The sequence below is a fragment of the Nostoc sp. 2RC genome (assembly GCF_014222165.1).
Classification (GTDB): Bacteria; Cyanobacteriota; Cyanobacteriia; order Cyanobacteriales; family Nostocaceae; genus Nostoc; species Nostoc linckia.
In genome coordinates, this window is the sequence record NZ_JACKZU010000015.1 from 1 (window position 1) to 22,655 (window position 22,655).

Sequence of the window (22,655 nt, forward strand, 5' to 3'; positions counted from 1 at the left end):
ATCTTAATTAATTTACAGATATATTTGTTACTTTGTAACTTTTGTGATACAAAAATATTTTTAATTACTTAAGTAAATAGAAACACATTGTCATATACATTACATAAATATGATTTCTGAATTTAAAATTTTTGTTGCGAATTTTTCTATGCTCAAAGGCTTAGCTTTTGACTTTCTCCAAAGTAAAAATGGCAGTTTACATAAGTAAATATTCTTTTTTGAAGAGATTGTTTTATAAGCAATAAATATTACTGTTTAAAATAAAATATTTAAGTATTAATACATAAAAATTAAGATTTGAAGACATAGCAGAACATGATAAAAAGATATGTTCTGCTTGATTAAAAAAGTAAAAACCTAACAATACATATAATCTTCTATCAAAAGACAGATATTAATCTATACATAATTTTCAGGTATAAAATCAACTTGGTATAAATTTTATTTCTATCTATAGATTGACAAAAAATACACAATACAAAATGTATTTTTTCGTTTTAGTAATAGTATTTTATCTTTTTAAAAAGAAAAAAGCAGATAAAGTTAAAAAATTCTTTTTTGAAACGAAGGATAGAAAAATTAAGTTTTCAATATTCTCTAATGAGAGTAATAAAGCAACTGTAAAACCTATCTCAACCCAGATTTAGATCATATTACTAGTAGAACTTAGATCACACTTCAATGAGTTAATCTCAGCTAAACTGAGTTTTTATATTGAAATATAATAAATAGTACATAGGAAATTAAGGGTAATGAGGAGAAGCGATCGTAGAGATTCTAATATTGACAATGCTATTAATAATCCTCGCTCAAAACAGAAAGAACCAGTTTCTTATCATGAACTGAAACTTTCATTGATGACTGTTCGTGCCAACCTTGAAGAAGCTACATCTGAACGCGATAAATGGGAACAAACTGCAAAAGAACACCAAGAAGCAGCATTCCAACTAGTTCATGTTCAGCAAAAAATTGCAATTTACCAAACTGAGACTCATCAGCTAAAAGAACAAGTCACTCAAAATTATAGATTCTATATTGATGAAAAAGAAAATCATCAAAAAACACTGTATCTTTACAACGAAGAAAAAGCGAAACTATCCCAGATAGTTCATGTTCACCAACAAGAGATTCAAAATTATCAACTTCAAGCAAATGAACTAAAAGAGCAAGCTAATCAAAATTATCAATTCTATCTTGATGAACAAGAAAATCATCAACAAACCCTCTGTCTCTACAACGAAGAAAAAGCAAGAACAACTGAATTATTTACTAAATATGAGACAGTAAGCTCAGAACGAGAAATGTATTTGAATTTATACAATGAAGCTAAAACTGAACTTAAGCACGAACGACGTTCCAAAGCTAGTATTAAGGGATGGGAAACTCGTCGTAAAGCTGAAAATGAACGATTAAAACGAGAAATTGCTCAGATGGTTGTGCTAGTGCGTGAATCTTTAGCAAGTAAGGATGAAGCAGTAAATAATCTTTATATCGTAGCAGAGCGTATGGATCGAATTCAATCTTTAGTTGATTCAGTAGAAGAAGAAACAACTAACAATCCTATGGGTTTGGTAGAAAAATTTAAACGCATCTGGCTTGCAATTAAAGAGATAATTTCTGAATAAAGAAACATACTCATGAGCAAAAAATCGCTACCAAGCACCGAAAAACAAGGTAAAGGAAGGCTAGGAGATCAAATTCGTAGTATTGCCGATCGCCTTAAACAAGAAACTGATATACAGATAAAAGCGACTTCTCGTATTTTAGGAGCCGCTGCTCAAATTGCCGAAAATCATGACCAACTGATTAGTGAAGTAGTTGATATGGTTGAGTCAGACCTCGAATTAGAAAAACAGGTATCTCAAAACCATATTTATACTATTGATATTTTGAAGCAACAGTTTAAAACATTACGAGATGCAAAGGCTCACTTTAATCTGAAAGTTAGTAGTTGGCAATCACTAATTGATACCTTAAATGCTGGATTATCCAAAACAAGCATAATACATGAAAAACCTCAATCCAATCAGAATTTTATAGATACCCATATTCCCAAAACTACAGTTGTTTTAGAACCTGATGTTGCCGAAATGTTTCCCACCTCAGAAGCAGTAAATGAAGCACTACGTTTTTTAATTCGAGTTACAAGTAAAAATCATGTTGAAAATTAATTTATCAAGTAACAGGACTTAAGCAATAACTCTCTGAAATTATCAAAACAGAATAAAGGCGTCAGTCGTCAGAATTCAGTCGGGTATTTTGTACGACTGGCGGATAGCGCAGCGTAAAGCCTGCGGCATGGCTTCGCTTAGAGCGACGTAGGAGCGTCTGAATAAGTGGGTTTAAGACCCCCACTAAATTTTCAATTTGGTGGTCTTCTCCCAAGGGGAGACGCTACGCGAACAATCAATGGCGGGTCGGAATCCCCCACTGATAGCGCAGCTAAGCCGTGTCCGCGTACCCCTGCTCTTAAGCAAGCTACGCGTAGCGTCTCGTAGAGAGCGTCTTGATTCTGAATTCTGAATTCTGAATTCTTCTTCAATATTTCTTTGTGTTCTACTTTACAGTGAGCCACTTCTGTACGAAAAGCTTGTCTGCAACACGCTGCGCTATCGCCAAAAGCCGGCGCTCCGACTTTTTTTTGCGTCAGTCCTAATTGTAAGTATTCAACAAACTTGATATTAAATGTGTATTAGCTTACAGAATTCATACTGAATTCTGATTTACGACTACTGATTACTGAATTTAACATTGAAAAATATTATACATTATCCATATACATTTAATTATTTACGCTGAGCTTTTAAAACATCCTGTAAGCGGTTGGTAATTTTGAGCCGCAGAAATATGACAGCCTGTCTTTTGACACAATCTCTAGACTATAGCAAAAATACTCCGTAGTGATTGTTTTAACTTGGTGTGTAAGAGAACGTGAAAAAGCATTTTTCGTTGTTAACAGTAAGTTTACCGAGTTTACTGATAGCATTTCCTGGTTTAGCTACTGAGACTGAAATTCAACAGAAAAATAGTGATAAATCAACCGAAATCATTGCAGATATTCCTAGTTTGAGTGAAATTGAGTTACCCGCAACAAACGCTCAATTATTAACTCAAGAATCTCCATCAACTGCAAGTGAGTCAGAAACTCAGCCGGAAATGGAGTCAGATTCTAGCGACGATGGAGACATTAATATAGAAGCGATCGCAGAACCAGACAGCCTACCTCAATCTACACCAACTTATGTAATTGAGAAAGAAGAAATTCAAAAACAAGGTGCAACTAGCTTAGCTGATGTTTTAAAAAGAATGCCTGGTTTTGCCATTAATGATGTCGGCCCCGGTGCAGATATTCACACAGGAACATATTATCGGGGAGCATCAATTAATCAGTCTGTATTCCTGATTAATGGCAGACCAATTAATAATAATGTCAACACTTATCATGGTGCAACTGATTTAAATAGCATTCCTGTAGAATCTATTGAACGAGTAGAATTATATAGCGGGACGGCATCAGCTTTGTATGGTTCCTCAGCCTTTGGCGGAGTTGTTAATATCATTACCAAAGAAGGTTATGGACAACCTAAATTCTCTGGTAGTACAGAATTTGGTTCGCTGAGTTTAAATAATCAACAAGTAAGCTATGGTGGTTCGGTTGGTTCTGTAAAATACAATTTTAGCTTTGAAAGATTATTTTCAGATAACCGTTATCGTGTGCCTGTAGGTGCAGCAAATCGCGATAGTCAAGGGTATTTATCGAATGCAGACACAGCTACAAGTACTTATTTTGGTAGCATTGGTTTAGATTTAAATCGAAGAAATTCTTTGAATTTAGATATTACTAAACTCAGCAGTCGTCGCGGCTTAATATATTTCGGTTTTCCTCTCCAGCAAGATAGATTAGACCACGATGGTTTAAATGTTGGCTTATCTTGGAAAACTCGACTTGGTAACGGAGAAAACTCTAATTTGACAACATCAATCGGCTATAACCAAGATTATTTCAGCACCTATGGCCCTACAGGAGCATTTTACCGTACAGGAGTTTTAGATACGCAACAACTCTCAGCTAGAGTAGATCATGAATGGAGAATTACTGCCAATAATAAATTGCGCTGGGGTTTGGATTTAAAAAATACCGACTTAAATGGTGATGTTTTGAGTACAAGTCCTAGTAGGATTGCTAATAACGAAACCGAAAATAGGAGTTTGTTCAATACAGCTTTATTTGCTGTGAATACTTGGAATTTTGGCGAAAACTTTTTAGTAGACTTAGGACTCAGACAAAGTTTTGACAGCGAATTTGGAAGTTATTTAAATCCTAGCGTTGGTTTACGTTATGCCGTTACACCGATAGTAGCATTCCGTGGCAGTTGGGCCGGGGGACAACGCAATCCTGGGTTGGATCAGTTATATGTTTATGATACGGTTCATGGTTGGGAACCTAACCCAAATTTAGAGCCAGAAACCGGTTCCACTTGGACTGCGGGAGTCGATGTCAAATTTTCTGATAATTTGATAGGACAGTTTACTTATTTTGGTAGTAGTATAAGCGATCGCCTGGGAATAATAGCAGGCAGATGGGAAAACATTGGATTAGTAGATACCAATGGTATAGAAGCTGCATTGCAATTAAAAATTGCTTCTGGCTGGTCAACTTTTCTCAACTATACTTATACAGATGCCCAAATCAAAACAGGAGCAGAAAGAGGTTTGCAGTTAGGTTTAATTCCTTATTCTGTACTCCAAACTGGTGTAGGTTATCAAAACGCAGGTTGGCAAGCTAACTTATATGTTACTTACAACAGTGGCGCTCGCAGATCTATCTTTACTAACCCTACTGACAGGACTACAGATTTTGCACCATCTTTTGTGAATTTAGATTTCACCGGTCGTATACCTTTAACTAGCAATTTGGGACTGACAGTTTACCTAGAAAATTTACTAGGGGAACAATACGAGCGAGTTAATCGCATATATAGTCCTGGTTTTACTTTTCGTATTGGTTTAAGCTCAAGTTTGTAGATAATTAATTGGGCAAAATTAATACTCGACTCAGGTAATAGGCTAAAACTTACACATTGAAGCCTGAAACATAAGATCCCTGCTAACCCCCTCTTTTATCACTTTCCGAGGGGGCGATCGCCTCCCGCTTAAGGCTCATCAATTAATTATAGAACTTTGGACTAAGATTACAAACGTAGTTGTCTAGCATTGTATATCGTTGGGTAGCTTTGTACAGATTTCTATAAGCGGTGACATCCCAAATATCCTGGGATTCAAACAAATATCAAACAATAATTACTAACTGTAAATATTTGAATAATCATAAAAAAATCCCTCTACCCCGATGGCACTGAACTAACTACAAGGTAGAGGGTTAAGTTTATCTTAATTTTTTTCTAGGTGCTGGTTTAGTGAAATTACTTGCAAACAACTAGTTTCTTTGATGAAAAATCCACTAAAACCTATGTTGTGTTTGTTTGAACCTGCCTGCTTGAGTTGCCCCTAACCCTAGTCCCAATCGGGAATCTCGGCATCTTCTCCACCAATACCGATTCCAGTGTTAAATATTTCAGCATCAGTCAGATTGAGATCTTTCATTGATGCTTTATACACATTAGAATCATGAATCGTAGCGCGAGTGAAATTTACCCCGTTGAGATTGGCTTGCTTCATATTCACATTGGTGACATAGGCTGATGTTAAGTTAGCACCTGCCAAGTTAGCACCAGTCAGATCTGCACCTTCAAGGTTGGCTTCTACAAGGTTGGCTCCTTGGAGTTTAGCTCCTCTTAAGTCAGCACCAATTAAATGAGCGCCACTGAGATTGGCTCCCGATAAATCGCATTGGATACATTCCCCAGTAGAAAGGAGCTTTTGTAAGTCCTGCGGATTCTCAGCTCTGACCGAGCTAATGAAAAATAGGGGAGTTGCTAAGGCTGTGGCCGCTAATAGCTGGAGTTTCATAATTTTCCCCCTTGATTATCAAGTTGCGTCCGTTCTTTACCTCACAGTTCTATTATCTCACCAAACTTCTTCCCGTTACAGATTGACCTGGCAAGATTCTTGTGTTAAAGAAGCAAAGATGAGGGAAAAACAAAAAATACGATTTATTTTAATTTTTGCTTATTTTACTGGAATAAACGTTAAAATCCGCTGCCGTTAAATTAGTGTTAAATCTTTAGCAAAGCTGACACACATCGGCAGAGTTGCACTAAAAAAATAAGTATTTATACTTTCAAAATTCATCGGAGAAGGGAATAGGGAATAGGGAACAGGAAAGAAGGCTCTCTAAGGTATACTGAATTTTTTCATAAATCAAATATGAGTTTTATATCATCAACTTATGAAACCTGAAATAGTCATTCATCTGTGGAAATTACTTTGGCGACAATACAGCGCCAGAGTAAATTACGCCCGTACCTACCAACAAATGATTACCGCTGCGGGTGGGAACGTCGCCAACGACCACATTGCCTTTCGGTCTTTGCGTCTATTACTAGATAGTCCACAAGGTCAAGTTAACCTGGGCATTGGCTACTTGGAAAAAATTGTACAAGCTTTAGGTTATGTTGCATCTGGCGAGTATACGTTTGCGAAAACTCATCTCTATGCCCGTCATTATCATCATCCACAGCAAGAGGAATTTAACTTACCTAAACTATTTATCAGCGAGTTAATTGTTGACGAATTACCTAGCAATATTGCTCAAATCATCTACCAAACAGTATCTTCATTTGAATATCAACTTACCTCAGATGTTAATTTTCTTCTAGAAACAGAAGAAAACGTTGAAATCATCGCCAAACAACTGCAACAAATATTTACCCGTCCTTGGCTATCTCCCCGGCGTTCTCTGGTTGAAGAGGTTAATCAGGTTACTCAGTATGGGGCTTGGGTATTGCTGCACGGTTATGCTGTCAACCATTTCACAGGCTACGTTAACGGCCAAAACACCGCAAAATATCCAGACATAGACACCACTGCCAGTAGTTTGGCTAACTTGGGCGTACCAATGAAAGCAGAGATAGAGGGAAATATTGCTTGTGGTTTGCGTCAAACAGCGACTCAAGCAGTAACCGAAATGGTGACCGTGTTTGATGATAACAGTGGTCTAGAAATTCAGATTCCTTGGACTTACGCTTATTATGAGATTGCCCAGCGCTATCTAGTGGAAATCGAACCCGGAAAGCAGGTACTTTTTGATGCTTTTTTAGGAAGTAATGCTCAGGAATTGTTTGAAATGACGCGTTTATCTAAGTAGGAGTGAGTGTTGAGTGTTGACTGTTGAGTGTTGACTGTTGACTGCACAATGCCCAATGCCCAACGCCCAATACTTCTCTGCGAGAGGCTGCGCCAACGACTTCGCTCAGTACAAGTGCCCAATGCCCCATTTTTATTTCACAAACTCCGGCAGTTCTATCCAAAAACTACTACCGTGGGAGATTTCTGACTCCATACCTACCTGTCCTCCCATGCGTTCGATGCCTTTACGGACGATCGCTAGTCCAATTCCTGTACCAGGGTAGGCTTCTATGCTGTGTAGACGCTCGAAGACACCAAAAATCCGCTCCCAATGCTGGGGCGAGATACCTATGCCGTTGTCTTCTACCCACAAACGCACGCAGCCTCCGCGGCGTTCTGTCCAAATTCTGACTTGGGGTTGAACTCCAGAAGGTACAAATTTAATGGCGTTGGTTAGTAGGTTTGTAATAATTTGCTCGACGGTGCGGTAGTTTCCTACAACTTCTAGTAGAGGTTCAGCAATTGTCACTTGTGCTTGGTTTTGTTGTAGGGATACTTCTAATTGAATCAGCACTTGTTTGACTAGTGAATTGAGGTTTATTGGTTGCAGTGGCAAATCAATGCGACTCAAACGGCTGTATTCTAAGAGGTCTACCAACAGGTTGTCCATACGCTCGACGTTACTGGCAATGCGATGGAGTAAATCTTGCCCGCCTGAATTTAATACGGTGTCGTAGTCTTCTAAAAGAATAGTGGCAAATCCCCGAATAGCACGTAGAGGTTCTTGTAAGTCGTGGGAGATGGAATAGGCAAAGGCTTCTAGGGCACTGTTGGCTTCTTCTAGCTGCTGTGTGCGGTTGTGAACTATTTGTTCGAGTTGTTCGGTGTAGCGCTGCAATTGTTCGCGCAGGCGAGATTGTTGAATGGCGATCGCCAGCTGATTTGCGACTTCGCTGGCAATTTCCACGTCTTCCTCGCTTAATGACCACGGTTGAATTACTCCCACGTTCAAAGAACCGATTAGCTGTTGTTGAGCAATTACAGGTACATTCATAATTAAGCGAATGCCTTGGTCGAACAGCCGTTGTTGAACGCGGTAGAGTCTTGGATGCTCAGCCAGGTTTTCGATCATCATTACTTGGTTTTGTTGCAAGTTTTCAATGTTGCCAAAATCATGCAATGAGAAAGTTTCGCCTATAGCAAAGCCAATGCGATCGCTAGACTGGACAGCTAAGACAGTAGCTTGTTGCTGTTCCAAATCAAACAACGTCATATCTATTAATTGACAGGGAAGTAAGGGATAAGTTGCAGCTAGAGCCGCTTCAGCAATTTCTTGAGGAGAAATTGCCCCCAAAATCGACCGATCTAACTCTTGGAGAGTTTGCAATCTTGTTGCATAGCGCTTAAGTGCTTCTTCTGAGCGTTTCCGCCCGGTAATGTCTTCCACCAGCCCATCAATCACCTCCTCTCCATGAGTAATATTAAGAGTTTCATTCACTGATAGCCATATATGGCTACCATCTTTTCTCCGTATCCTTAATTCCCGTTCTCGTCTTTTGTTTGGTGTAATATCTCCAGATCTAGAAAAAATCTCATTAAAGTTAGTATTAGACTGAATTTCTTCTAGAGAATCAAGTCTCAAAAGACTGAGAAATGCACTATTAACTTCTAATATGCGTCCGTCTGGTATTGCTCGAAATACTCCGACATTTAATTGATTGAGTAAAGATTGCAAGCGATTTTCTAAAAAACTAGCTCTTTGGCGAGTTTCATTGCGTTCTAAAACAGATCTTACCGTTGCAGATAAACGAACTAAATGCTTGGGTGACTTGAGAATATAATCATCGAGTCCGCTTTTCATCGCTTCAACGGCGATTTCCTGATTGCCTGTATTAGTAAACATAATTACCGGGCGATCGGGGTAGCGGTTCTTTAAAAGATGTAATATTTCCAAACCATTGTTCCAACGAAGTTGATAATCAGTGATTGTCAAATCGAAGCGACCTGCTGCCAATGCTTGCTCAAAGTTTTCTGGTTCACCCACTTCCTCTATTTCTACATCGGGAAATTGCCGCCGCATCTCCCGAATAATCATGAAACGGTCATTTGGATTGTCGTCAATAATCAGAATGTGCATGAGAAGCCAAAAAAATTGATGCTTGAGAAGCTCTAAGTGGTGAATCCTTACTAAAGAAAGTCGATTTAATAACTTGCAATTTTTGTAGCATCTGTTAAGAATGTAATGCGTAAGTTTTAAATCTTTCGGTGTAGTCTTCTCAGCGAGAATACACCCTACTAAGGAATCTCAACTTAAAGCTATCCTCAAATAAATAGACCATGCCTGAGAAATAAGCGCAATGCTCGTTGGTGTTAACTAGTGTTAACTATAAGGTAGAAATATTTTAATTATTGATTTCATCACCCGCCTTAAACTTGAGTTCAAGGCTAATAGCAAAAGTCTAGTGAATTAGAAAAAAGATTTTTAGGGTATTTAATCATCTGAAGATGATTTGCGCTGTTGGCAAAAAACTTTGCTTTCTTGCCGGACATGACTGATGAGCATTGCCCTTGATTGTTACCACACAATAGTTCAACTCGGTAAATTTTTTCATGAATTCTGAATTACTTAAAGATAGCTTTTTGAGGCTCAACCATTATTGACACTCCCATGCTTTGAAAGGCTAGGATTGCCAGGTTTAAGAAAATCAAGTTGTTTAACTGAGGTAAACCAACGGCTGTTGATTTAAGTTTAGCCAATAGGCATCAAGTAACTTTACCATTGCCGTTAAATCACTGAATGCCACGGGTTTAACTAAATACGAATTCACACCCAGGTCATAAGCTTTATGAACGTCGGTTGTTTCTTTAGAAGTTGTCAATACAACAACTGGTAGGCGTTTGAGTTTTGGTTGTTGCTTGAGCCACTCTAAAACCTCAAACCCAGATTTACGGGGCATTTTCAGGTCTAATAAAACCAGTATCGGCAGAGGGTAGCGTTCTCGGTCAGCATATTCCCCTTCACCACACAGGTAAGAAATAGCAGCTTCTCCATTGCTTACAACTTGTAGGGGTTGCATGAGATTGGCTTTGCATAAAGCCCGACGAATTAACAGGACTTGATTGGAGTCGTCTTCTGCCAGTAAGATTGTCTGCTGGTCTGTGTTCATGTTTTCATGGAAAATTTTTGTAGTTGAATCCAAAAGCGGCTGCCTTGACCTTCTATTGACTCTACACCCACTTGTCCCCCCATACGTTCAACACCTTTGCGGACAATGGCTAAACCAATGCCAGAACCAGGATAACTTTCTTGAGTATGTAATCTTTCAAATACATTGAAAATTCGCTGCTGATGTTCTGGTGCAATGCCTATACCGTTATCTTCTATCCAGAGGCGAACAAAGGACGCGGGGAGTGGGAGACGCGGCGACGCAAAGAAATTATCAAATACTCTCTGTGTGTCCCCGTGTCTTTGCGTCTCCGTGTCCCCGCGTCCCCGTCGTGTCCCCGTGTCCCCGTCGTGTCCCCGCGTCCCCGTGTCCTTCCCATCTCCCCCGACGATTTCCGCCCAGATACGAATTGTTGGCTGTCTGTTAGCGGGGACGAATTTAATTGCATTACTCAGCAGGTTTACGAGTACTTGGATTAAAATTGTCCAATTGCCTGTAACTTCTGGAAGTGGTTGCTCTATGTTGACTTGAGCTTGTCGCGATCGCAATTCTACTTCTAGTTGGTTAAGGGCTTCTGTAAGAATGTCTGTTAAGTTAAGTACGCCAAGATTAATTTCTACCTGACTCAGGCGCGAGTAGTCGAGCAAGTCTTGAATTAGTCCATCCATGCGTTCGGCAGAGGCGACAATCCTTTGAATATAATCTTGTGCATCGCTGTCCAAGCAATGACTATAATCTTCCTGTAGTGCTTGAGCGAAACCCTGCATCGATCGCAAAGGAGCGCGTAAGTCATGGGAAACTGAATAACCAAAGGTTTCCAGTTCTTTGTTGGCTTCCAATAGGGCGGCTGTGCGGTCGGCCACTCGTTCCTCTAATTCATTGGCGTAGTTCTGCACCGCCTCTGCCATTTCACGATAGCGAGTTTCACTTTCTCGCAGCTTTAACTCTGTGCGTCTCCAAGCTGCATTCAATTCCGTAGTTAGCAGCGATACGATCGCAAATAACCCCAAACGAATCGAACCATCGAGGGCTAAAATATTCAGTGAATAAATTGGTTCTAAGAAAAACAAAGCGATCGCTAAGCTACACAGTAAGGTTGCCAATAAACTTGAGCCGCGAGTCCCATACCAGGAACTCAACACCACAGCTGCAAAAAATACAGAAAAAGTAATGTTCTCTAACAGTGGCGATATCAGTAGAGAAAATAACAGTGCTAAACCGCTGGCGAGTACAGCAATGCCATAGCTTTTTTGCCAGGAGCGATTTGTATTGTGCATTAGACACCTGCTGGTGTGGTCTTAGGACTTCTAAGTAGGTCGTGGTGAATATTTATTCTCAGGATAAGGCAGGGAGCAGGGGGCAGGAATGAAGAGGGTTTTAGCTTTGGCATTGCTGAATCTAGGGATGATTTTTACCTCACGCAAAGGCAGCGGGGTCTTGGGAGTTTCCCCCATGAGCGACTGCCGCGCCAAGAATCTACCTTTAGCCTTCGTCAAAATCTTAATTCATACCGCATTTATGCAACGCCTTAGCTTTATAATTTTTCTTCACATAGTTTGGTTTTATTGTACCGACTTACTTACCTTAGAAAGCAATACGCTTGGGTTAAGCATTTCTTCCTTCTCTTTGCGTCCTACCCTACGGGAAGCCACTTCTCTACGAGACGCTCCTTTGAAGGTGTCTATGCGTCCTTTACGGTTTTTTAAAAAATGCACCTTTGTTGCATCAACTGACACCTTTGTTGCATCAACTGACACCTTTGTTGCATCAACTGGCATCTTTGTTGCATGAACTGACACCTTTGTTGCATGAACTGACACCTTTGTTGCATGAACTGACACCTTTGTTGCATCAACTGGCATCTTTGTTGCATCAACTGGCATCTTTGTTGCATCTTGCTACTACATACCGTTAACGTCAACAGTCAACCTTGCACTAAATTGCCAATAGTTTCAATTAACAGGGCTGGATCTATTGGCTTGCTGATGTGGGCTTGAAAACCAGTTGCCATCGCTCTTTGTTCGTTACCTTCTCCGGCATAGGCTGTGAGGGCGATGGCTAAAATTTTTCCTCCTTGTTCTGGACTCATTAACCGAATTTGTCTTAATAACATATAGCCATCCATTTCTGGCATTCCGATATCGCTCACCAGTAAATCTGGCTGCCATTTTGGTAATATTTCTAATACTTGTATTGCTGATGATACAGCAGTGACAGTGGCTCCAGACTGTTGGAGTACGAAGCTAATTAACTCTAAAGAATCAGGTTCGTCATCCACAACTAAAATTTTTAAACCATCAAAAGTTGGAATATCGGCGGCAATCACATCACTGTCTTGAGTGCTGTCAACTGTATCGGTAAGTATCATCGGCAACTTGACAATAAAGGTTGCTCCATGACCTTCTCCCAAACTTTTTGCTAAGACAGTACCACCGTGCATTTCTACTAGATAACGGACAATTGCCAATCCCAAACCCAAGCCGCCAAATTTTCTGGTGGTTGCACTATCAGCTTGACGGAAGGTTTCAAATACATAGGGCAGAAAATCTGGGTTAATTCCTTTGCCTGTGTCTTTAACTCTAATTTGCACTTGAGAATCGATTTGCTCTAAATAAATCTCAACTTGTCCGCCTTCAGGAGTAAATTTAATGGCGTTGGAGAGGAGATTCCAGACTATTTGTTGCAAGCGTCCTGGGTCGCCAAATACTTGACCAACGGCCGGATCGAGAGCAGAGTGAATTTGAATCAATTTCGCTTCCGCTGATAGCCGTACTGTTTCCATTGCGGCTCGAATAATGGTTGCCAAATCAACTGGGCAGACATTGAGACTGAGTTTACCTCGCAAGATGCGGGAGATATCTAACAAGTCTTCAATGAGTTTAGTTTGTAATTTAGCGTTGCGTTCGATGGTTTCCAAAGCTAAAGCAGTTTTTTGTGGATCTAACTTGCTGGTACGCAAAAGTTTTGCCCAGCCCAAAATCGGATTTAGGGGAGTTCTGATTTCGTGAGATAGAACAGCTAAAAATTCATCTTTAATACGATTTGCGTCTATTGCTTGGTGGTAAAGTCGAGCATTTTCAATTGCTGTAGCTGCTCGCAAAGCCAAGGCTTGAGCCATATTTAAATTAGCTGTTGTGTAGCGATGGTTCCCTTGGGTAGCAATCAAAGTAATTGTACCTAGCTTGCGTAAAGCCATACCACTGTAGGCATCGCGAGCCTCTAGTGGCACAATTATGTAGGATTGAATGTTCATTTGGCGCATCAACCGTTGGGTTTGTGCGTCCTGTTTCATTGTGAATGACAAAGAATTCGCCGTTGCATCAGTTACTAATTCTGGTTCCCCTGTTTGCAAAACTTTTCTAATACCAAAATCAGCATTGGCAAAGGTGGAATAAAATCGTCTGAGTAACAAAGCTAGGGCTTCGATTTGAGGAGTGGTTGCTGCAACAATTGGTTCTTCAAAGACTGTTAAGTTAGCGTCAACAATATCAATTAAACAGCAATCAGCTAATGTAGGAACCACTAAGTTGGCTAATTTTGCTAGAGTTGTGCGGTAATCGAGGGAAGATACCAGCAATCGGCTAGCTTCAGATAATAAACTGTAATTTTGCTTTTCAGCTTCAGCTTCCATGCGGGCAGCTTGTTCGCTGATGAGTAATTGCTCTCGCTCTAATTCTACTCGTTTGCGATCGCTGATATCTTCTACCAAGCCATCAATGATACCGTTGCCATCAAATTTGGTGAAGGTTTTACTCACACGCACCCAAATCAAACTACCATTAGCTCGTCGCAATTGAATTTCTTTGTCGCGCACTTCGCCATTTTCTCGCAGCTGATTAATTAACTGAGTATAATCTTCTGGCTGGAAATAAAGCTCTATAAACCGATTTGCTTGTTCTTGGGGTAAGCTTCCTAACCCAATCAAACGTAGGAACGCTGGGTTACATTCGAGTAAAGAACCATCAAAAGTTGTCCGATAGATGCCAACGTTTAGGCGATTGAGGAGAGTTTGAAAGCGAATTTCTAAATTTGCAGCTTTTTGGCGAGTTTCAGCTCGTTCTAGCGCCGATCGCACTGCTACTGTTAGGCGTACTTGGTGCTGAGGAGATTTGATCACATAATCATCTAATCCAGATTTCATTGCCTCCACAGCAATTTCCTGAGTACCGCTGTTGGTGAACATAATCACCGGGCAATTCGGATAACTAGCTTTAATTGCGTGTAATACTTCTATACCGTTACTCCAACGCAATTGATAATCGGTGACAACCAAGTTAAATTGACCAGTTTGCAATGCCTGAGTCAAGTCTTGAGCTGTGACCACTTGTTTTACTTCGAGGTCAGAAAACTCGCGTTCCAATTGCCGAATTGCTAAGAGGCGATCGTTCGGATTGTCATCAATCAAGAGAAGTCGTAACATTTGCTCTGGCTGCAAGTCCGATTGCCTTCAAATCATAAGCCTAAAAGTAGCCTAAACGTACTCCACATTTAGGAGGGATTTTAGAAAATCAAGCAAAATATAGCAATCATATTTGATTTTTGCAATTATCTATTCAGGTAGGAACTGGGGAGTAGCAAGTAGGGGATCGTGCTTTTTCAGTTGATGGCGATTTTTTCACGCAATTCAATCCTACCTCCATGTGTGATATTTAATTGTGATGATTTCTCAGCTATTACGCTTATAAATTGCACAGCCACTAATCACGTCCATTGACTGTTGACGGTTAACTCTCAACCCTTAACCGCTAATATGACTGGGTTGCCCCGAACACCTGAGCTAATTTGTATAGAATTAAATAAAATCAACCTAGCTTAGCTATTTTATGAATTCCCGCCGCATTCTCAAAGCTGGTGAATCTTATACATTTAGCCGATATTTTGAATTACCCTTTACTATTGATGATATTTTAACGGAATTAAACTGTACTCTGGAAAGGAGAAGTTTAGCTCTACCTGAATCTTCAGAAGTGTTTGATTTACGCTTTTTACAGCAGCAGCTTCAGCGTAATTTATCTCATATAGATTTAGTTAATGAAACTGCTAGACGTGAAGCTTTAATTGGCCCAATTTTGTTTGAAGTTTGCGATTTAACGAATCAGCGACTAAATATAGAATATTCCATCGCTGTTAACGACTACCTCAAAGGAACTCTCGACTATTATATTGCAGCGCCTCAAAATTTATTGGTCATTGAAGCGAAACAATCAGATTTAGTTAGAGGATTTACTCAGCTTGCCATTGAATTAATTGCACTTGATGAATGGACTAAATCTACATCTGAGCTTCTATACGGAGCAGTGACCACTGGTGAAGACTGGCGTTTTGGAGTTTATCATCGCGCAAATCGCCAGGTAATTCAAGACCAAAAACGCTATCAAGTTCCAGAAGATTTATCGCTGCTTGTAAAAATTTTTGTAGGAATTATTAATGCTTAAGAATTTTGTGAACGAACAATTGATGATTAACCGATTTAATGACTGCACACTTTTACTTACGGATACTGTTCTTGACTCATTAACACTTGCCGTTCAAGCACACGATTAGCAACGTTAAACTGAAGTAACCTTGCAGTCCCTTCACCAATATGAGTTTTACCCTCTATTCTCGCGCCTTCAAGATAGAAATGTTCGTCCCAAACCTGACGACGAGGGTTAAACAACGGCACAATTTCTTGTGTAATCCAATCTATGGTAGCAAAATCAGAACCTTTATGGCGATTACATGATAAACATGAAAGTGCCAAGTTTTCGATAATAGTTTCGCCCCCATGCTTGAGAGCAATAATATGGTCTACTTCATGGGTATAAATTGAAAAATCCTGATGAATTAGGCAATATTCACAACGTCCCGAAGCTTTTTTGACTACAAGCTGACGAAGTTCCTTAGAAATTGAATAAGAACTCATGTCAAGCGATCGCTTTTAAAGCTTGCGCCTTAAGTAAAATCATCAAATGCTCTAATTGCTCGTACACATCTAATTCTGCCAATTCAATTACTGAGAGTGTTGTAGAGCGATTTTTTTCTAATAATGCTTGTAGCTGATTTTGGGCTTGGAGTGACACTTTAAAAGCAAGAATTTCTTCTGGAGTTGGACGCTTAATTAAAAATTCCAAAACTTCTTGATAAACTGCTGGAATATCTATAGTTTCTGTTTTAATTTTTGGCTGAGCAGTTATTTGCATATTCTCAATATCCAATACTCGCCGAAGTAATTCGGGTAAACGATTTTGCAATGGTTCTAAGCGTTGAGCCAAATCATCAGGTATTTGAATAGTTAGTTCTGCCATTTTTTCAGTAATTTACTTACTCTCATTTCATTTTATCAATATTGAAAATTATTTTGTGAAATATTTGTTTTCATTTATATTTTTCTTCCGGCTACAATACATCACTAAAAGTACAAACAATCCCATTCCTGCTAGATATTTAATCGGATCGGGTACGTTGGGATTAGGTGAAAAAAAGCCTTCGATCGCACCTGCAAGCATCAACATTGGTACAATCCCAAATACTAACTGCACTGCCTGATTACCATAAAACTTCAGTGCGTCCGGTCGGCGATATTTGCCAGGAAATAAAATTGCTTTTGCTAATAAAAATCCCGCACCTCCAGCAAAAAATATCGCCGGTAGTTCTAAGGAACCATGCGGAAATACAAAGGCCCAAAAAGGATATGCTAAGTTATTTTGACCAACTAAAGTCCCAACGGCACCAATTAATAAACCATTAAATACCATCAAATAGGCTGTGTATATCCCAGCAGTAATTCCACCAGCAACAGCCCCAAAGGATACTGCCAAGTTATTAATCGTAATGCCACTGGATGCTAGAGGTTCAATGCCAACAATTGACCCCATCCACAATTTATGCTCATCTCGTACTTTGGATATCAAGTTTTCAGGTACGATTAAGGACATGAAGCTGGGATTTTGCCAGGAATACCACCAAGCTACTATTCCACCCAATAAAAACAGCGCTGTTGCTGCTGCGATATACGCAAATGTTTTTTGAACTACAGATGGTAATCCCCAACGGTAAAATTCTAAAACCGCCTGCCACTCCTGTCGTCGCGAACCTTGATAAATTTGCGTATAACCACGAGTTGTTAAAGATTGTAAACTTTGTATCAAAGTATTACTGATTTCTTGGGTGCGGGCGCGGGCTAAATCTGCGGCGACTGAACGATATAAAGAAGCTAATTCTCTAATTTCGGCTGCCCGTAGAGACTTTAGCCCTTTTTTTTCTACCTGCTTTAATAGGGCATCTAAACGCTGCCAATTCGGTTCTCGTCGTGCAATCCAACGTTGAATATTCATGAATTTTGGGAACACTGACTTTAACTTAGCTTAAGATAGCCTCAAATTCAGATCCGTAGTTTCAAGGGAAATTTGGTATTATGTCTGAAAATTTTGGATCTCCCGGTCACATACAACCACTGAGTGTTGGTAACGTTGTCAGCGCTGCGGTGCGACTGTATCGTTCTCATCTCAAGACTTATCTCAATTTAGCTGCCATTGCTCACTTGTGGATTATAGTCCCAATTTATGGTTGGGCGAAGTATGCTGCCATTTCGGGGTTAATTTCACGTTTGGCTTTTGGTGAATTGGTTTACCAACCAGAAAGTGTCCAAAGCGCCAACAATCACGTTAATCCACGTCTGTGGTCATTTTTTCGAGTTGCTTTGCAAGTAGGGATATCTTTACTGGTCGTTTATTTTGGATTGGCGATCGTTGGTGGTATCTTTGCTGGCTTGATAGGAGTAGTATTAGGAGGGATATTAGGTAATTCAGCCGTTATAGTCGTCACTACATTGGCAATCATTGTCACAGTCGGGATTGTGCTTTTAGGACTAACATGGTTTTATTCCCGTTGGATTGTTGCTGAAGTGCCCCTAGCAGTTGAGGAAAATATTAATGGTGGCGAAAGTGTTGCTAGAAGTTGGGAGTTAACTAAAGCTTCAGTATTTCGCATTCAAGGTGTAGTATTAGTTGCTTTTTTGGTGACGCTACCAATAGTATTTGTATTCAACTATATACCCAGCTTATTCCTTTTAAAACTTGAGCCTGGTACTGGTATCTATTCACTTGTGTATGTTATTTCTTGGGTTGGTAGCTTAATAGGTGGAGTTTTTGTCATGCCATTCTGGCAAGCACTAAAGGCTGTTTTATATTTTGACTTGCGTAGTCGCCGTGAAGGCTTGGGTTTGCAATTACGAAAACCTCCTTTGTAGATTTTTTGTTAACTCAATACCTGAATTCAAGTTTATTAATTTTTCATTAGTTCAAATATGCGCTTTTTTAATCGCATCTCATTCCAGACTCCAGAAAGTGTAGAACTGGAATTTACTTTAGCAGGAATTGGCAATCGAGCTTTAGCATTGCTGATTGACTATACAGTTTTGGGTATAAGTTTGCTGTTGTTTGTGTTGATTTGGACTGTTTTTTCAACGCAACTGTTGAAATTTTTGGAAAATTTAGTTACAAATCCTCGGAATATAGGACTTTGGCTATTAGCAATTTTCTTTTTTATTGGCTTTGCAATTTACATTGGGTATTTCGTATTTTTTGAAACCTTATGGTTTGGACAAACCCCTGGTAAACGCATCGCTAAAATTCGCGTGGTTAGAGATGATGGTAGACTCATCGGGCTACAACAAGCAACATTACGTGCCTTGTTGCGACCCTTTGATGAAACTTTGTTTATTGGCGCTTTTTTAATTATGTTGGGCAACCGCGAAAAGCGCTTGGGTGATTTGGCTGCTGGTACCATTGTGATTCAAGCCCAGCCAGCTAATGCATCGAACTTAATCATTTCAGAACAGGCGAAGATACTCCACGACGAATTACTACAAACTGCCAACTTATCCCAATTATTACCTGATGATTTTGCAGTTATTCGTGAATATTTACAGCGACGTAGTGCAATGTCATTAAAAGCTAGAGCATCACTATCTTTAAACTTAGCCCAGCAAGTTAAATCTATTATTAATTTAGAAAAACTGCCAGAAAATTATACACCTGATGTATTTTTAGAAGCTATTTATATTGTCTATCAACAGCAGGAATTTTAAAAGTTAAAAGCTCAGTAATATAGGTCATCAAAAGTTGGGATTTTGGATGAATAGGCTTTTCGTAAAGGCTGTTAGCAGATTTCTCCAAAATACTTATTATCCTAATTTTGTATCAATTTCATTCCATATCTAATAGTAGCATGGTATAATACGCTATGAAATAAATCGAATTTTGATTTTCTTAATCAACACATATATTTATTAGGAAGGTGGTAGTGAAAGAAAATAACACTCATTATTTTAATGGATATGCAAATACTTTTTTATAACCGGTTACAAAGCTAAAAAATACATGCATTCCACTACTAAGATACCAAATATCATATGTTTAAAATACTGAGATACGTTAGTATTTTTCTCATTACTGCCTGTTTGTTATTTGCTTGCCATACTTTAGCACCAACTAAATTAAAACGCCCTCCTTTGAAAGTACAATTTGCATCTTTTGTTGGGGAATATCCAGGCATCATTGCTCAACAAAAAGGATTTTTCAAAGCCCAAGGAATAGATGTAGAACTAATTTATAAACCCTACACTCAATTGGAACAAGCAAATTTCACTGCGGGTAAATATGATGCTATTTCGTTATCTTTGGGAAGTTTAATAGTCTTGAGTGCCACAAATCCTGATATCCAAAGCGTGATAGTTATAGATGAATCAACAGGAGCAGATGTGGTAGTCGCCCAATCACAAATTAAAACCGTTGCTGACTTGAAAGGGAAAAAGCTAGGTGCAAATCTAGGCGGTTTTAGCGAAGTTTTTGTGACTGAGATGTTGAAAAATGCTAACTTAACGAGCGAAGATGTCAACTTAGTTAAGTTAGAAGCTTTAGAAATTCCTCAACGCCTAAAAAATAATCTTATTCAAGCAGGACATACTTGGCAACCCTATCTTTCTGAAGTGATGAAATTAGGGGGACATATCCTATTTACCAGCAAACAAACCCCTGGCTTGATTTTAGATATGATTGTCTTTAGCGGTGATACAATCCGCCATCGCCCCGAAGACATTCGTGCATTTGTCCAAGGATGGTTACAAGCCGCAGATTATTGGAAAGCAAATGTTCAAGAAGGAAACGCCATCGTCAGCAAAGTCTTAAAAATTCCTAGCAATACAATTTCCCTAGAGGGAGTAAACTTAACTGATTTAGCTGAGAATCAAAAATTGTTTGAATTTAGCAATCCTAACTCCATCTACAAAACCGCCAAGATATATGTAGAGTTTTTTATTCGCTCTGGAAACGTGACGCGCATTCCTGAGTTAAAAAGTTTGTTCAATTCTTCCTTCTTAAATCCTCCCTCTTAGTTTAAAGCTATGCAGCAGACTTTTTTGGGGAGCATTCGTAGAAAGTTGATTGCCTCGTTTCTCATTGTTTCTTTGATTCCGTTGTTATTATTGGCGTTTATCAACAAACAGACAACTGAAAAAGCACTAACTGACAACGCCAGACAAGCCTTATCTGCGGCGGCTCACGAAACTGCTAATAGAATAGATGCCTTTATTGATGCAAATCTGAATGCCGTGCGTGTAGAGGCGATTTTACCAGGTTTGGCACGCTATCTCAGCCTGACTCCAAAACAGCGAAATGACAGCCCCGAAATGCAATTGGCAATAGAAACATTAATCCGTCTCAGTCGCAAAGATATGGTCAATATTCTCTCCTATGCTTTGCTGGACTTAAACGGAAAAAATGTATTGGATACACAGATATCGAACATTGGCAAAGATGAATCAGTTGAGAATTATTTTCAAAAACCACTGGAAACTGGTTTATCTTTTGTTTCTAGTATGAAGCGATCGCCAACAATTCCTGACCTTGTAACCCTGTTTTTTAGCAGTCCGGTTCGCAATGCTAAGGGAAATATATTAGGTGTATTGCGTGTTTCATACAATGCTACTGTTGTCCAGCAGCTAGTAACTCAAGAAACTGAACGGGCTGGAGCAAAATCCTTTGGGATTCTTTTAGATGAAAATTATATTTATTTGGCACATAGCACTGCACCAGAACTGATTTTTAAATCTATTGTACCTCTGCCTTTAAATGTTGTAACTGAATTACAAAGCCAAGGACGTTTGCTTAATTCTCCTGTGAATGAATTGGCAACTAATGAATTAAAACTCAAAGAAGCATTGGAGAATAAACAGTCGTATTTAATTGCATCATTGTCAGCCACAGGTAACGAGGTTAATTTAATTGCCATTGCTCGTTTAAAATATAAACCTTGGTCTGTGTTATTTACACAGATACTTGCTGTTGCCCTAGCACCTGTAGAAAAGCAAATTTGCGATGCAATGTTTCTATTTGCAATTATCGCTTCAGTAGTAACAATCATCGCTTTTGCTATTGGGCAGCTGCTAACAATGCCAATAATTTATCTGACAAATATAGTTTCCCAATTTACCACAGGTAACTTAGACATCCGTGCCAAAATTACCTCAAAAGACGAAATCGGTCACCTGGCAAAATCCTTTAATGATATGGCACTTCAATTACAAATATCTTTGGAAACTTTGGAACAACGGGTACTGGAAAGAACAGCAGAATTAGTAATTGCTAGAGAAAAAACAGAAGAAGCCAATCACAAATTAGAACAATTAGTAAATGTAGATGGTTTAACTCAGGTAGCTAACCGTCGCTGCTTTGATACACGACTACAAGCAGAATGGAAACGCCTTTCACAAGAACAACAACCCTTGTCACTCATTTTATTTGATGTTGATAAATTTAAATCTTACAACGACTACTATGGTCATCTTGGAGGGGATGATTGTTTATTGAGAATAGCGCAAATAGTACAAAAGACAGTCAATCGCCCCGCCGATTTGGTAGCGCGTTACGGTGGAGAAGAATTTGCGGTACTGCTTCCTAATACTGACTTAGCCGCAGCAATCACAATAGCTGAAAATATTCAACAAGCAATTCACCATCAAGCTATTCCCCATGCACAGTCTGATATCAAAAATATCGTCACAATCAGTTTGGGTATTAGTTGTATCATACCCACTTGCGACATTAAGCCAGATACACTCATCGCTTTAGCCGATAAAGCACTGTACAACGCCAAACAAAATGGGCGCGATCGCTATTGTACTTCTTAGATATACAGGACTTTGATGTAAATAATCCCCCTAACTCCTGAACTTAATCTCTTAAATTTCAGGTTATTAGA

Annotated in this window: 19 protein-coding genes; 10 read left to right on the plus strand and 9 right to left on the minus strand. The window is 39.2% G+C overall.

Annotated elements, in window-relative coordinates:
- Positions 1-752 precede the first annotated feature (752 nt).
- From GNE10_RS03570 to GNE10_RS03580, 3 genes are all read left to right on the plus strand, one after another.
- Complete coding sequence (locus GNE10_RS03570; RefSeq protein WP_185563679.1) at positions 753-1,625, plus strand: hypothetical protein; 873 nt, start codon at positions 753-755, stop codon at positions 1,623-1,625.
- Positions 1,626-1,637: 12 nt separating this feature from the next.
- Positions 1,638-2,171, plus strand: coding sequence for a hypothetical protein (locus tag GNE10_RS03575; RefSeq protein WP_185563680.1), 534 nt, complete (start codon positions 1,638-1,640; stop codon positions 2,169-2,171).
- Between the two features lie 760 nt (positions 2,172-2,931).
- Complete coding sequence (locus GNE10_RS03580) at positions 2,932-5,025, plus strand: TonB-dependent siderophore receptor (protein ID WP_185563681.1); 2,094 nt, start codon at positions 2,932-2,934, stop codon at positions 5,023-5,025.
- A gap of 489 nt (positions 5,026-5,514) precedes the next feature.
- On the opposite strand, the gene GNE10_RS03585 is transcribed toward GNE10_RS03580, so the two are convergent.
- Entirely contained in the window at positions 5,515-5,970 is a 456-nt protein-coding gene (locus GNE10_RS03585) for a pentapeptide repeat-containing protein (protein WP_099066145.1), read from the minus strand.
- 379 nt (positions 5,971-6,349) lie between these two features.
- Here GNE10_RS03585 and GNE10_RS03590 point away from each other — a divergent pair, with 379 nt between their 5' ends.
- On the plus strand, positions 6,350-7,267 hold the full coding sequence (locus tag GNE10_RS03590; protein ID WP_185563682.1) for a DUF1338 domain-containing protein: 918 nt from the start codon (positions 6,350-6,352) through the stop codon (positions 7,265-7,267).
- Here the strand turns inward: GNE10_RS03590 and GNE10_RS03595 are convergent.
- The 4 genes from GNE10_RS03595 to GNE10_RS03610 all read right to left on the minus strand — a co-directional run bounded on the left by GNE10_RS03595 (position 7,260) and on the right by GNE10_RS03610 (position 11,692).
- Positions 7,260-7,397, minus strand: a complete 138-nt coding sequence (locus GNE10_RS03595) for a hypothetical protein (RefSeq protein WP_185563683.1) — start codon at positions 7,395-7,397, stop codon at positions 7,260-7,262. The two genes, GNE10_RS03590 and GNE10_RS03595, sit on opposite strands and share 8 nt — an antisense overlap.
- Before the next feature lie 2 nt (positions 7,398-7,399).
- Complete coding sequence (locus GNE10_RS03600) at positions 7,400-9,385, minus strand: ATP-binding protein (protein WP_185563684.1); 1,986 nt, start codon at positions 9,383-9,385, stop codon at positions 7,400-7,402.
- A 577-nt stretch (positions 9,386-9,962) separates the two neighbouring features.
- A complete protein-coding gene (locus tag GNE10_RS03605) occupies positions 9,963-10,415 on the minus strand; it encodes a response regulator (RefSeq protein ID WP_185563685.1) in 453 nt (150 codons plus the stop codon).
- Positions 10,412-11,692, minus strand: coding sequence for an ATP-binding protein (locus GNE10_RS03610; RefSeq protein WP_185563686.1), 1,281 nt, complete (start codon positions 11,690-11,692; stop codon positions 10,412-10,414). Before GNE10_RS03610 ends, GNE10_RS03605 begins: the two co-directional genes overlap by 4 nt.
- A 440-nt stretch (positions 11,693-12,132) precedes the next feature.
- On the opposite strand from GNE10_RS03610, the gene GNE10_RS03615 reads away from it, so the two are divergent.
- Entirely contained in the window at positions 12,133-12,330 is a 198-nt protein-coding gene (locus GNE10_RS03615) for a hypothetical protein (RefSeq protein WP_185563687.1), read from the plus strand.
- A gap of 9 nt (positions 12,331-12,339) precedes the next feature.
- Here GNE10_RS03615 and GNE10_RS03620 read toward each other — a convergent pair whose 3' ends face one another.
- Entirely contained in the window at positions 12,340-14,835 is a 2,496-nt protein-coding gene (locus GNE10_RS03620; RefSeq protein ID WP_185563688.1) for a response regulator, read from the minus strand.
- A 403-nt stretch (positions 14,836-15,238) separates the two neighbouring features.
- Here GNE10_RS03620 and GNE10_RS03625 point away from each other — a divergent pair, with 403 nt between their 5' ends.
- The gene (locus tag GNE10_RS03625; RefSeq protein WP_185563689.1) at positions 15,239-15,850 is read left to right on the plus strand and encodes a hypothetical protein; all 612 of its coding nucleotides are present in this window, start codon (positions 15,239-15,241) and stop codon (positions 15,848-15,850) included.
- 56 nt (positions 15,851-15,906) lie between these two features.
- Here GNE10_RS03625 and GNE10_RS03630 read toward each other — a convergent pair whose 3' ends face one another.
- From GNE10_RS03630 to GNE10_RS03640, 3 genes are read right to left on the minus strand one after another with little or no spacing between them, the layout of a single operon-like run.
- On the minus strand, positions 15,907-16,320 hold the full coding sequence (locus GNE10_RS03630) for an HNH endonuclease (protein ID WP_185563690.1): 414 nt from the start codon (positions 16,318-16,320) through the stop codon (positions 15,907-15,909).
- Position 16,321: 1 nt separating this feature from the next.
- The gene (locus GNE10_RS03635; protein WP_185563691.1) at positions 16,322-16,702 is read right to left on the minus strand and encodes a hypothetical protein; all 381 of its coding nucleotides are present in this window, start codon (positions 16,700-16,702) and stop codon (positions 16,322-16,324) included.
- A 48-nt stretch (positions 16,703-16,750) separates the two neighbouring features.
- Entirely contained in the window at positions 16,751-17,731 is a 981-nt protein-coding gene (locus tag GNE10_RS03640) for a stage II sporulation protein M (protein WP_185563692.1), read from the minus strand.
- 80 nt (positions 17,732-17,811) lie between these two features.
- Here GNE10_RS03640 and GNE10_RS03645 point away from each other — a divergent pair, with 80 nt between their 5' ends.
- The 4 genes from GNE10_RS03645 to GNE10_RS03660 all read left to right on the plus strand — a co-directional run bounded on the left by GNE10_RS03645 (position 17,812) and on the right by GNE10_RS03660 (position 22,584).
- Positions 17,812-18,645, plus strand: coding sequence for a hypothetical protein (locus tag GNE10_RS03645; protein WP_185563693.1), 834 nt, complete (start codon positions 17,812-17,814; stop codon positions 18,643-18,645).
- 57 nt (positions 18,646-18,702) lie between these two features.
- Positions 18,703-19,485 (plus strand): RDD family protein, encoded by a 783-nt coding sequence (locus GNE10_RS03650; protein WP_185563694.1) that lies wholly within the window; start codon positions 18,703-18,705, stop codon positions 19,483-19,485.
- Between the two features lie 324 nt (positions 19,486-19,809).
- Positions 19,810-20,790: an ABC transporter substrate-binding protein gene (locus tag GNE10_RS03655; protein ID WP_185563695.1), complete on the plus strand. Its 981-nt coding sequence runs from the start codon at positions 19,810-19,812 to the stop codon at positions 20,788-20,790.
- A gap of 9 nt (positions 20,791-20,799) precedes the next feature.
- A complete protein-coding gene (locus tag GNE10_RS03660; RefSeq protein WP_185563696.1) occupies positions 20,800-22,584 on the plus strand; it encodes a diguanylate cyclase domain-containing protein in 1,785 nt (594 codons plus the stop codon).
- The last annotated feature ends 71 nt before the right edge of the window (positions 22,585-22,655 follow it).